Source organism: Pelosinus fermentans JBW45 (genome assembly GCF_000271665.2).
GTDB lineage: Bacteria > Bacillota > Negativicutes > DSM-13327 > DSM-13327 > Pelosinus > Pelosinus baikalensis.
In genome coordinates this window covers 710,332-722,982 of the sequence record NZ_CP010978.1, presented here as the reverse complement: position 1 = coordinate 722,982, position 12,651 = coordinate 710,332, and the positions used below count along the sequence as shown (strand labels likewise).

Sequence of the window (12,651 nt, the reverse complement as noted above, 5' to 3'; positions counted from 1 at the left end):
TTTTCATTCTCAAAAATTTTACGAGCACCGCTTCATTAGGCGATACTGCCTCTTTTTAATGTTGTCAGACTATCTTCTAACGTGCCTAATGAATCCAAGGCTTTTCCTGTACCTAATGCCACGCAAGAAAGGGGATCTTCTGCTAAATAGGTAGGAATACCAGTCTCTTGCTGAATCAACTTGTCCAAACCATAAAGCATCGAACCACCGCCAGTCATGACAATGCCCCGATCCATAATGTCAGATGACAATTCAGGAGGAGTGATTTCCAGTACCGTTTTCACCCGTTGAACAATCAAGGACACAGACTCATTTAATGCATCGAAGGTTTCAGCTGATGTAATACGTAATGTTTTCGGCAAGCCAGAGACTAAATCCCGTCCGCGAATTTCCATACTTTCATTACGTCCTGAGACCAATGCTGTACCAATGGTAACTTTGATCTGTTCCGCAGTGCGCTCACCAATCATCACGTTATATTCTCGTTTCACATAACGCACTAAAGCCTCATCGAACTTATCTCCGCCAATTCGCAATGATTCACTCACTACAATACCGCCCAAACTTAATACTGCTACATCCGTCGTGCCGCCGCCAATATCAACCACCATAGAACCAAATGGTTCTGAAATATCTAATCCTGCACCAAGAGCTGCAGCTAAGGGTTCTTCAATCAAATAGGTCTTTTTAGCACCAGCCTGCACTGCAGCCTCTAGTACTGCCCGTTTTTCAACTGTTGTGACACCGGAAGGTATACAAACCATGATGCGAGGTTTAAAAAAGAAGTTCTTGGGAACGACTTTGCTAATAAAATGACGCAGCATGCTTTCCGTAGTATCATAATCTGCAATGACGCCTTCTCGTAGTGGCCGAATAGCAATAATGTTGCCGGGAGTTCGTCCAAGCATTCGACGCGCCTCTTCTCCTACGGCCAATACTGTATTGGAATCACGATCGATCGCCACTACTGATGGCTCTCGCAATACAATCCCTTTACCTTTTATGTACACCAAAACGTTGGCAGTCCCTAGATCTACACCAATGTCCATTGACATTCCAAACATGAATAATCCCCTCTCCTACTCCTACTTGTCCATTCTTTAGTTTTTATTTAAACCACAAAGACTAAGAAAATACAACTATGCCTTTGTGGTTAATTAACGCCTTAAAAAATAGTTTCACTTGTTTCCATTCTACATGAATAAAAAAAATCCTTTATTTTTTGCTATTTTCTCCCGCTTCCTTATATTTTTTTCGTGTGGCTTCTCCACCGCGAATATGACGTTCCGCCTTATTTTGCTCCAATATCACCCTTACACGGTTTGCCATTTTTTTATTCACAAGCGGCAATCTTTCTATCATATCCTTATGCACCGTACTTTTACTTACCCCAAACACTATGGCTGATTGCCGCACCGTATGCTTACTCTCCAAAATGTGCTGACAAATGTCCAATACCCTTTTACGGATATAATCCTTCATAACCTTTCTGCCCCCTCACCCTTGCTTTGCTAACATATATATATGCGGACAAAATAAAAAAAAGCACTACTGTGCTTTTTAAAGGCTACTTTTTTATTCGCTTGTCATTTACGAACTGATACTACTGGCGTCACATTACGCCCATAAGAATCTTAGTCTTTGTTTATTATCAGTAAAGGATCTACATAGTCATCATTTTCTTTGATTGCTAAGTGTAAATGATCATATGGTTCGGCATCACAGCTGCCCATTTTGCCAATCTCTTGTTCTGCTTGAATAAAGTCTCCTTTTTCAACGGCAACCTTCAAAAGAGATCCATAGTATACTTGATAATTATTATGTTTTACCACTACGGTCAATCCACTATTTACATCCTGGAATATTTCAGTTACCTGCCCATTATGTATGGCCGATACGCTCTGTCCCTTACGTCCTATTACATCAATTCCTGTATGATAACGCCAATCGTTATACAATGGATGTAAATACCAGCCGAACTTTACTTTTATCTCACCTTTTACTCCTAGAAAACGTTCTGAATCCCCTGTAGATAGCTGGCCTTTTGCCACTGGCGCGGATGCCGAAGCTGCTTCTTGAGGTAAAGCCGCTTTCTCGTCTACGATCAATACCCCAGTAGGAGCAGAGACTTGCTCTTCCTGATCCTGCTGGGGAATGACAACAATATTTAGCTCTTTCTTATGTATCGTTATAAACACAGCTGCTACTAATACACTTGCCAGCATTAATAAGCATGCACCAGTATACAGGCTTTTAAAGGGGATCTGCTCTCGATAAAAACGTCGTCTGTATAAACTTGTATTTATTTTTTTTAAATGCAGCGTGATAAAAGAGAAAGCAGGAATTTTTAATTTTGACATACTATCACCTCATACTCAGTATGTCCGATAAAAATTCTTTTTAAACAGTCTCCTATTAGTAGGCGTTTATATTCTTAAGAGCCACGCCAGTATAGTATTTCGTAATAATTTGCCGATAATCCATGCCTTCTTTCGCCATACCATTGGCTCCATATTGGCATAAACCCACACCATGCCCATAACCGATTGTATTGACAACGATCTTATTGTCTTTTAGCTCTACATTAAAATTATTAGAGCGCAAATCCAGTTTTTCCCTTACCTCTGCCCCAGAGAATACTTTGCTGCCAATGCGAATTTGGCCTACTCGCCCAGATTCAGTGGTATTCAAAATAGCCATAGCTCCACTGCTATTATTTTGCATAGCAGCTACGACTTGCGTTTCTGGACCTAATAGTTGTTCCACCTGAGCAAAAGAAAATTCTTTTTTATCATAATATCGGGGAGATTTATGATCCCATGTACAGGGTACACTTTGTAAGTAAGGATAATCAAACCCCCATACCTCTTTTGCACTTGCTGTCTTTTCCCCACTGGTAGAATGATATACCGCCTGAATGAATTCCCCATTATAAGTAGCTACTTCACCACTTGTTTCCTCAACTGCCTGGCTAATTTTATCCCAGAATTTCGCATAGTTACTCCCCCAGCGTTTCTTTAGCGCCTCTTCATTTATCCATGCCTGACCTTGCTTGTAATCGGTACTCACATCAGCACCAGGCTGTTCTGCCAGGCCACTGCCGCCAAAGGCTGTCATATTTTTCACAGCATAAGTCCGCGCTGCTACTGCCTGGGCTTTCAAAGCTTCCAGTTCAAATTCAGCAGGCATTTCTGCCGCTACTACACCTTTTAAATACTCTTCTAACTTTATTTCAACGATTTTCTGCTGTTCATGAAAATAAACTTTGATGATGATATGATCGCCTTTTGCCATTTTAGCACTCCCACCCTGCCTTGGCTCTCCGTGAAAACCGCCTATCACTAGAATCGGAATAACAATCACCAACACCAGCACCAACAAAACCGTCCATGCTAGTACTTTCTTCACACATGCCCCTCCTCCTGCTCTACATAAGTACTACATTCTATGCCAAGCCTGGGGTAAGTATGACTGGGAACCAAATCATTAACGCATCCTTGGGAACATAAATAAAAAACATTTTGAAGCGCAAAGAATATGGAGAATTAAAAGTTTTTTCTAAAAAAAACTGGCAAGACAATGTCTCACCAGTTTTAAATTTGTTTATTTATTTTTTAGGTTCTGCTGTACCAACACGTTTGATATCGGCGCCAACACCGCATAATTTTTCTACTAGACCATCGTAGCCACGGTCAATGTGATGAAGATATCCCACTTCTGTTTCCCCCTCAGCCACTAAACCTGCTAATACTAAAGCAGCTCCGGCTCTAAGGTCTGTCGCTTTCACTGGACAGCCAGTTAATGCCGCTACTCCCTCGACTACTGCACTTCGCCCATCAATTTTGATATTGGCCCCCATGCGTTTTAGTTCATCTACATGCATAAAACGATTCTCAAATACAGTTTCACTCACTACGCTTGTCCCTTGAGATACTGTCGTCATTGCCATAAATTGAGCTTGCATATCTGTAGGAAAACCAGGATACGGCAAGGTTTTGATATCAATGGCTCGCAACTTGCCATCACTTTTAACGCGTATACCATTTATATCCTCTTCAATGGTCGCACCCGCTTCTTTTAGTTTTGCAATCACTGGCTTTAGATGCTCAGGCAAGGCATTTTCCACATATAAGTCGCCGCCTGTCATAGCCGCTGCTACCATATAAGTTCCAGCTTCTATACGATCAGGAATCACTTCATACACTTTACCTTTTAATTCAGGTACACCTTCAATTTTGATTACATTTGTACCTGCTCCCCGAACATTTGCTCCCATGGTATTTAAGTAATTGGCTAAATCTACAATTTCCGGTTCATGAGCCGGATTTTCCAAAATTGTCTGCCCTTTGGCCATACTAGCTGCCATCATAATATTTTCTGTAGCACCTACACTAGGAAAATCCAAGTAAATTCGTGCTCCAATTAAGCCATTCGGCGCTGTAGCTTCAATATATCCATGACCGATATCAATTTTAGCACCTAATGCTTCAAAACCTTTTAAATGCAAATCAATTGGACGAGTGCCAATGGCGCAGCCACCTGGCAGGGATATCTTAGAATGCCCATAACGAGCCAGCAAGGGACCCATAATCAAAAAAGAAGCACGCATTTTGCGCACCAATTCATAAGGTGCTTCGCAACTGCTGATTACCGTGCTATCAACAAACATCATCTGCTCTTCTTTATTATACTCTACTGCTACTCCTAAATGCTTAAGAACTTGGCTAAAGGTACGTACATCTTCCAAATCAGGTATGCCTTCAAGAGTGCTTTGTGATGTACCAAGTAATGTTGCCGCGATAAGAGGCAGCACTGCATTCTTTGCTCCACTAATTTTAATGGTTCCGTATAATTTGTTACCTCCGCGGATAACTAATTTCTCCATAAGGTTATATCCTCCCAAAAACACTACTAAAAATAGATTGTAGAAAAAGTTCAATTTTACAAATTAGTATTCCCGAGTAATAATCGGTGACCCGACAATCACATAGGTACGATTATCATACTGACTATAGCGAATTGCAATATTTATATTGATTTTTTTGCCGCCAACTTGCAGATACTCCTGAATTGCAGAAGAAAAACCAGTAACACTTACATACTGTTCTTGCTGGAGTTGATCAACAATGGCACCATCGATTGCCAAGAAAGCACTTTTTAACATACTCTCTGACTCTCCATCCATTAGTTTACCATCAAGCCAGCCAATCAAGCAAGTGCTAATCCTTGGTGAATCACCAATTTTTTTAACAATCCTATTTATTTTTTCTTGTAAGAGGATAATAGAGGTATATTCTTTGGTCAATGACTCCATATTAATCACTAGATATGCTTCTTCTCTTGCGCTATTTTTCTGGTTGGGAACAACTTGAGCCATTACAACAACATGATCGCCGGATCTAATGCGCTCCGCCTTTACAATCCGATTTTTATTTCTTTGCTGATGAATTATCTCATCGCTTTTAGAGTCCATTGCTAATTGCTCCATAACTTGCACTACTACCGTTTGCAATTCCTCATCGCTGTAATGGTCTTGCGGCAATTTCACCCATGCATTTATGCTGTATTCCTCCAATTGTGCGCCAGTTGCTTTCATGGCGGCAGGTAATGGTTCTGACGAGGCAGCAGGCGCATATCCTACGGCAGCAAATAAGACTAACAATAAACATCCGATTATTACTCCCAATCTAAAAATAGTATTCATTCTTCCCATCCTTTAAAAGCAGGTTATCTTTTACTCTATATGCCTATTCTTGCCACTTGTTCGATGGGATATACAAAAAGCAGACTGAGTATCATTTACTACCCAGTCTGCTTTTTGTATTTGATTTACATTTTATGTTTATTATGCTCTGCAACCCGCAAGCGAACCATAGCTCTTTTGAGGGCGACTTCCGCTCTAGCAACGTCTGAGTTACTATCACGCAAACGACTCTGTGCACGTGCTTTGGCCGTTTCGGCCCGCTCAACATCAATTTCCTCTGGAAGCTCCGCACAATTTGCTAATATCGTAATTTTTTCAGGCTGCACCTCAATAAAGCCACCACACATGGATATTGGTATCTCTTCACCATCTGTAATGATGCGAAGAGGCCAGATCGCCAATGCAGCAATCAGGGGAGCATGCCCTGGAAGAATACCAACATCCCCAGCTGTCGTCCGAGCAATCACCATACTAACCTCAGCAGAAAAAGCCATTTTCTCTGGGGTAACAATATCCAGCCGAATTGTTTTCGCCATTTATTATTCCCCTTTCATTGTCCGTGCCTTTTCCACCACTTCATCAATGGAACCAACCATATAGAAGGCGCTTTCCGGCAAAGCATCGTATTTGCCGCTTAAAATTTCTTTAAAGCCTCGAATGGTTTCTTTTAATGGCACGTATTTACCTGGCGTACCCGTGAAAGCTTCTGCCACAAAGAAAGGCTGACTTAAGAAACGTTGTATTTTACGTGCTCTGGATACGGTAAGTTTGTCTTCATCCGATAATTCTTCCATACCCAAGATGGCGATAATATCCTGTAATTCTTTATAGCGCTGCAGCACTTCCTGCACACCCCGGGCCACATGATAATGCTCTTCCCCAATAATGTTAGGATCAACAATTCGGGATGTGGAATCCAAGGGATCCACTGCAGGATAAATACCCAGCTCCGAAATTTGTCTGGATAGTACAGTCGTAGCATCCAGATGGGCAAACGTTGCCGCAGGAGCTGGATCTGTCAAGTCATCTGCAGGTACATATACGGCTTGTACGGAAGTAATCGAACCTTTTTTCGTGGAGGTAATACGTTCTTGCAATGCCCCTACATCTGTCGCCAATGTTGGCTGATAGCCTACAGCTGACGGCATACGTCCTAACAATGCAGAAACTTCTGAACCGGCTTGAATAAAGCGGAAAATATTATCCACGAAGAACAATACATCCTGACCACCTACATCACGAAAATATTCTGCCATAGTAAGACCTGTTAAAGCAACCCGCATTCTGGCTCCTGGCGGTTCATTCATCTGTCCATATACCAATGCGGTTTTTTCAATAACACCAGACTCTTGCATTTCTACCCAAAGATCATTCCCTTCACGGGTACGTTCACCTACGCCCGCAAATACAGAGTACCCGCCATGTTCCGTGGCGATGTTGCGAATAAGCTCCATGATCAGTACGGTCTTTCCTACACCCGCGCCACCAAACAAGCCAATTTTACCACCCCGGGAATAAGGAGCGATCAAGTCTACGACTTTAATACCCGTTTCCAGAATTTGTGTCGATGTCTCTTGCTCTTCGAAACTTGGTGCTGGACGATGAATGGGCCAATGATCTTCCGCTTCTACCGGGGCTTCATTATTGTCTACTGTATCACCTAGTACATTAAATACCCGGCCCAGCGTACTTTTACCCACAGGAATTTTAATTGGGGCGCCAGTATCTATCGCTTGCATACCGCGAGTCAAACCATCTGTAGAAGACATAGCAACACAGCGAACAAGATTGTCTCCAAGATGCTGCATAACCTCTACCGTTAGGCTGACTTCTACGTCTGTAGACGTATCTGCGATTTTAACAGAGTTATAGATGGCAGGTAGCTGCTCCGGAGGGAATTCAATATCAACAACAGGTCCAATAACCTGTATCACTTTACCTGTACTCAAAGGGTTCCCCCTCCTTTTCTTTTTACTTCAACGCTTCGGCGCCGCCCACGATCTCGGAAATTTCCCGAGTAATGGTAGCCTGACGAATTTTATTATAATTTAAAATCAATTTTGCAATTAATTCTTCTGCATTATCAGTGGCAGAACCCATGGCTGTCATGCGAGCTCCCAGCTCACTAGCGGATGCCTGAAGCAATGCCCCATAAATCGTCGTTTCTAAATATTGAGGAACTAAGTGATTCAGAACTTCTTCCGCTGAAGGCTCAAAAATGTAGTCTGAAGGATTGGCATCGGCATCCGATGCGGCCACATCTTCAATGGGCAAAAGCTTTACACTGGTAGCCTTTTGGGTAATCGCAGAATGAAATACGGTGTAGACCAAATGGATCTCATCATATCTGCCGCTTTTAAACCCTTCCCCTACAGATCTGGCGATGTTGATCGCATGCTGTAGGGTAGGTTTTTCCGAAAAGCCGGTAAATTCTTCATCGATGCGATAGCCGCGTCGTTTAAAATAATCTCTTGCCTTACGCCCAACGGTAATCACACTGCTGTTTGCCTTACCTGCAATACGGGGCAACACTTCTTTGATCACATTAGAAGAATAGGCGCCTGCTAATCCCTTATCAGCGCTTAGCACTAAGTAAGCAATGTTTTTGACTTCTCTTACTTCCAGCAAAGGATGAGAAAGATCACTTGCATGACTAGCTACGCTTGCCAGCACTTCTCGTACTTTTTGTGTATAAGGAAGACTTGCAGCAGCTTTTTCTTGGGCCCTGCGCAACCTTGCGGCCGCCACCATTTTCATAGCCTTGGTAATTTGTTCAATATTTTTTACGCTTTTTATACGGCGGCGTATATCCTGTGCATTAGGCATTTACATCACCTCGCCGTTTTATCATCAGTAAGAAATGTTTCTTTAAACTCTTTAATCGCTTCTTTTAGCGCATTTTCCGTATCGGTAGACAGAACTTTTGATTCCCTGATGGTTTCTCCAATAGCAGGATGGTTAGATCGTAAGAACTTGATAAAATCACGCTCAAACTTAGCCACATCCGCCACAGGAACATCATCGATATAGCCATTAATGGCCGTATAAATAATCATGACTTGTTCTTCCACCACTATCGGAGAGTATTGAGGCTGTTTTAATACTTCAATGGTACGTTGTCCTCTATCTAAAGAAGCTTTGGTGTCTTTATCAAGATCAGAACCAAACTGAGCAAAGGCTGCCAATTCCCGATATTGTGCCAAATCAAGACGCAAACGTCCTGCGACTTGTTTCATAGCTTTAATTTGAGCAGAACCCCCTACCCGGGATACTGACAAGCCAGCATTAATCGCCGGTCTGACACCCGCGTAGAACATTTCACTTTCCAGGAAGATCTGACCATCCGTAATGGAAATTACATTGGTGGGGATGTATGCGGACACGTCGCCTGCCAATGTCTCAATGATTGGCAATGCGGTAATGGAACCACCGCCTAGTTCATCAGATAGCTTAGCTGCCCGCTCCAACAAGCGAGAATGCAAGTAGAAAACATCACCCGGATACGCTTCACGTCCTGGAGGACGACGCAGTAATAATGACATGGCACGATAGGCTACCGCATGCTTGGATAAGTCATCATATACGCAAAGTACATGACCGCCTTTGTACATAAAGTACTCACCGATGGCGACACCAGCATAAGGGGCTATGTACTGCAATGGCGCACTGTCGGATGCCGAGGCAACAACAACAATGGAGTAAGCCATAGCGCCGCTTTCTTCTAGGGTATGTACTACACGAGCTACCGTAGATGCTTTCTGCCCAATTGCCACATAGATGCAAATTACATCCTGCCCTTTTTGGTTCAGAATTGTATCAACGGCAATGGCTGTTTTTCCGGTACCACGGTCTCCAATAATCAGCTCACGCTGTCCGCGACCAATGGGAACCATAGAGTCAATAGCCTTGATACCGGTTTGCAGGGGCTGCTTAACGGATTGACGAGCTGCAATACCAGGAGCTAAAAATTCAACGGGGCGAAACTCCGTTGTCTGTATAGGCCCTTTTCCATCAATGGGCTGACCGAGTGCATTGACGACTCGTCCAATCATTGCTTCGCCAACAGGAACCTGCATGATACGACCTGTACGACGTACAGTATCGCCTTCTTTAATTAAGGTTTCTCCCCCTAGTAAAACCGCACCTACATTGTCTTCTTCAAGATTCAGTACCATGCCATATACTTCATGAGGAAACTCTAATAATTCACCTGCCATCGCTTTGGCGAGACCATGAATACGAGCAATACCATCTCCAACCTCAATAACAGTACCAATATCATCGACATTAAGGTCTACTTGATAATTTTCAATCTGCTGCTTAATAATCGCAGTTATTTCTTCTGGCCTGATTTTCATATTTAGTCTGTCACCTCAATCCCCGTCACTTCATTATTTAAAAGCGCTTTTTTCAATGTCGCTAATTGACGAACCACACTGCCATCGATGAGCTTATCGCCAATCTTGACAATGATTCCTCCAATAATCCCTTGATTAATTTGTGTTTTCAATACGATTGTTTTGCCCGTTACCAAACTTAATTTATTTACAAGTGCTGTATGCTGGCCTTCATCTAGAGGTAAGGCTGTAGTTACTTCAGCCTCCACAATATTTCGAGCCTGATTTGCCAGTTTTACATATTCATAAATAATCGCTGGTAAAATGCTTTCCCGTCGTTTGTCCACCAGTAACAATAAAAAGTTAAGGACAAAATCATGAATGTCTTGTCCAAAAACTTTATGAATGGTTTCTTTTTTCGCTTGGGCCAGTACCTGGGGATGATACATCAATGTCGATAGGTCGTCATAAGAGGCAATTGTACTTTCTACAAAATGCAGCTCTTGTTCCGTTATATCCAGCATATCTTTTTCAGCGGCCAATTCATAAAGGGCCTGAGCATATTTTACGGCTAACTGATTGGCTAGCATGGCATACCACCTATTTTCTGTTCATCGAGTTTTTCAATAAAATCAGACACAATGCTAGCGTTTAATTCGGTATCCATTTTTTCTTTTACAATTTTAGTTGCAGCTGCCATAGACATAGCTACCACTTCACTGCGAAGCTGTGCTAGAGCTAACTCACGTTCTCGCATCACTTCTTCTTGGGCTTTTTGCAAGATATGAGCACTTTCTGCTCGTGCAGATTTTAAAATTTCTTCTTTATTTTCTTCTGCCAATTTCTCAGCGGTTTCCACAATTGCTTGTGCTTTAGCTCGCGCTTCTACCAAATGCTGCTTATATTCTAGTTTTAGTTGTTCAGCTTCTCGTCTGTCACGTTCTGCGGTATCAATCGCATCCGCAATTTTTTGTTGACGATCTGCCAAGCCTTGCATTAACGGTTTATAGGCAAATTTAGCAAGGATGACAACTAAAAGCAGGAAATTCACAATTTGCGCTAGTAGCGTCCCATTCAATTCAACCAATGAAAGCACCTCCTCTTTGATCGGTATAAAGGAGACACTGGCAAGAACTTTTCAAGCCAGCAACCTTATTTAAAACCTTATTTTATAAACGGATTCGCAAATACCAATACAATGGCAATTACAGCAGCAATAATTGGAATCGATTCGATCAAACCTACTGAAATCAACATATTAACCAAAATTGTACCTTTGGCTTCTGGCTGCCTAGCCATCCCCTCAATCGCCTTTGCGGTTACAGCACCATCACCAATACCAGCACCAATTGCAGCCAAACCAATGGCAAATCCTGCCCCTAAAACGGAAGCAGCCACGATAATTGCATGTTCCATAATAAATTCCTCCTTAAATATCTTTTTAATTTATTTGATTATCATCTGTATTCACAATCTTTACGCCTTACCTAATGACCGTCTTGCATTGAGTTTGAAAGATAGGATATTGACAACATGGTAAAGATAAATGCTTGTACAATACCAACAAACACACTAAAAGCCAGCCATAACGTAGGTACAAAATAAGGTACCAGCATGCCTAATACCAGTAATAGAATTTCTCCAGCCAAAATATTACCGAATAAACGAAATGATAATGTAATTGGCTTGGCAACCTCTTCAATAATATTAATCACTACAAAAGGTATATAGGGTTCAAAAAAATGTTTGATATACCTTGTAAACCCTTTGTTTTTGATTCCTAGAACATGAACGATTGCAACAATCATTAATGCTAATCCTAGTGTCGTATTAATATCATTGGTTGGCGATGTAAAACCCGGTACTAATCCGAGTTCATTACCTACTACTAAGAATAAAAATAGTGTGATAATGAGCGGAGCTAGTTTTTGACCTTTTGGTCCCATGTTTGTCTCCACTTGTTCCAGTAAATAAACGACAGCCATTTCTAAGAAATTCTGCCAGCCTCGCGGCCGAAGTTCAATTCTCCTGGTTGCGGCTATCGCCAGTACAATGACAATTGCCATCGTAATCCAAGTCATGATTAGCGTATCCATATTAAAGGTCAAACCTGCAAAATGGGCTAAGGGATGACTTCCAATTTCATGACCGTGTTCCATATCCTCCCTCCTTTCTTGTTAATACAATATGCTAAAACGCTAAATTGCGTCTATGCAACTATGATTTTACGAAAAAACTTTTTGTTACAAGCACTACAGCTTGTAAGAACAAAACAATCTGCAGACTAAATAAGCCAAATACAGCTGACCAAAAATCAATTCCTGGCAGTTTTATTGACAATAACAACATCGCAACAATAAAACTCAACCGTATGAGCCAACCTATTTTTGTATATAGTAATGCCTGATTTACAGGCATTTCAGCACTTTTCTTTATACGATACCCCATTAATAAAAAATAAATCGCACTCGTGAAAATTCCAATAATGAGTCCGGATATTTTTTCAGAATGTCCTGTAAAATAAGCCGCAGCACAGATCAAACTACCCCATACTAACATTTGCATGATTGTCTTTTTAATTTCTACAACATATTCCTGCATATCGATCCA

General features: G+C 41.7%; 15 protein-coding genes. All 15 read right to left on the bottom strand.

Translation table 11 applies throughout. The features are described 5' to 3' along the window. Positions 1-35 precede the first annotated feature (35 nt). The 15 genes from JBW_RS02905 to JBW_RS02835 all read right to left on the bottom strand — a co-directional run bounded on the left by JBW_RS02905 (position 36) and on the right by JBW_RS02835 (position 12,642). Entirely contained in the window at positions 36-1,064 is a 1,029-nt protein-coding gene (locus JBW_RS02905) for a rod shape-determining protein (protein WP_007958886.1), read from the bottom strand. A 151-nt stretch (positions 1,065-1,215) separates the two neighbouring features. Further along, on the bottom strand, positions 1,216-1,482 hold the full coding sequence (gene spoIIID / locus JBW_RS02900; RefSeq protein ID WP_007938964.1) for a sporulation transcriptional regulator SpoIIID: 267 nt from the start codon (positions 1,480-1,482) through the stop codon (positions 1,216-1,218). A 152-nt stretch (positions 1,483-1,634) separates the two neighbouring features. Beyond that, entirely contained in the window at positions 1,635-2,360 is a 726-nt protein-coding gene (locus JBW_RS02895) for a M23 family metallopeptidase (protein ID WP_007958885.1), read from the bottom strand. 55 nt (positions 2,361-2,415) lie between these two features. Beyond that, on the bottom strand, positions 2,416-3,408 hold the full coding sequence (spoIID, locus tag JBW_RS02890; protein ID WP_007958883.1) for a stage II sporulation protein D: 993 nt from the start codon (positions 3,406-3,408) through the stop codon (positions 2,416-2,418). A gap of 199 nt (positions 3,409-3,607) precedes the next feature. Next, complete coding sequence (murA, locus tag JBW_RS02885; protein ID WP_007958881.1) at positions 3,608-4,885, bottom strand: UDP-N-acetylglucosamine 1-carboxyvinyltransferase; 1,278 nt, start codon at positions 4,883-4,885, stop codon at positions 3,608-3,610. Positions 4,886-4,948: 63 nt separating this feature from the next. Beyond that, positions 4,949-5,704, bottom strand: coding sequence for a YwmB family TATA-box binding protein (locus JBW_RS02880; RefSeq protein WP_007958879.1), 756 nt, complete (start codon positions 5,702-5,704; stop codon positions 4,949-4,951). Between the two features lie 125 nt (positions 5,705-5,829). Continuing rightward, entirely contained in the window at positions 5,830-6,240 is a 411-nt protein-coding gene (locus tag JBW_RS02875) for a F0F1 ATP synthase subunit epsilon (RefSeq protein WP_007958877.1), read from the bottom strand. A 3-nt stretch (positions 6,241-6,243) separates the two neighbouring features. Then, the gene (gene atpD / locus JBW_RS02870) at positions 6,244-7,653 is read right to left on the bottom strand and encodes a F0F1 ATP synthase subunit beta (RefSeq protein ID WP_007958875.1); all 1,410 of its coding nucleotides are present in this window, start codon (positions 7,651-7,653) and stop codon (positions 6,244-6,246) included. A gap of 22 nt (positions 7,654-7,675) precedes the next feature. Then, positions 7,676-8,530: an ATP synthase F1 subunit gamma gene (gene atpG, locus JBW_RS02865; RefSeq protein ID WP_007958873.1), complete on the bottom strand. Its 855-nt coding sequence runs from the start codon at positions 8,528-8,530 to the stop codon at positions 7,676-7,678. A 5-nt stretch (positions 8,531-8,535) separates the two neighbouring features. Continuing rightward, positions 8,536-10,062 carry a F0F1 ATP synthase subunit alpha gene (atpA, locus tag JBW_RS02860; protein WP_007958871.1) on the bottom strand — a complete coding sequence of 509 codons (1,527 nt, stop codon included), beginning with the start codon at positions 10,060-10,062 and terminating at the stop codon, positions 8,536-8,538. Positions 10,063-10,064: 2 nt separating this feature from the next. Beyond that, the gene (locus tag JBW_RS02855) at positions 10,065-10,631 is read right to left on the bottom strand and encodes a F0F1 ATP synthase subunit delta (protein ID WP_007958869.1); all 567 of its coding nucleotides are present in this window, start codon (positions 10,629-10,631) and stop codon (positions 10,065-10,067) included. Further along, positions 10,625-11,137, bottom strand: a complete 513-nt coding sequence (gene atpF, locus JBW_RS02850; RefSeq protein WP_235334126.1) for a F0F1 ATP synthase subunit B — start codon at positions 11,135-11,137, stop codon at positions 10,625-10,627. The genes JBW_RS02855 and atpF overlap by 7 nt, the downstream gene beginning before the upstream one ends. A gap of 68 nt (positions 11,138-11,205) precedes the next feature. After that, entirely contained in the window at positions 11,206-11,457 is a 252-nt protein-coding gene (atpE, locus tag JBW_RS02845) for a F0F1 ATP synthase subunit C (RefSeq protein WP_007958865.1), read from the bottom strand. Positions 11,458-11,528: 71 nt separating this feature from the next. Next, a complete protein-coding gene (gene atpB, locus JBW_RS02840; protein WP_007958863.1) occupies positions 11,529-12,200 on the bottom strand; it encodes a F0F1 ATP synthase subunit A in 672 nt (223 codons plus the stop codon). A gap of 58 nt (positions 12,201-12,258) precedes the next feature. Next, the gene (locus JBW_RS02835) at positions 12,259-12,642 is read right to left on the bottom strand and encodes an ATP synthase subunit I (protein ID WP_007958862.1); all 384 of its coding nucleotides are present in this window, start codon (positions 12,640-12,642) and stop codon (positions 12,259-12,261) included. Positions 12,643-12,651: the final 9 nt, after the last annotated feature.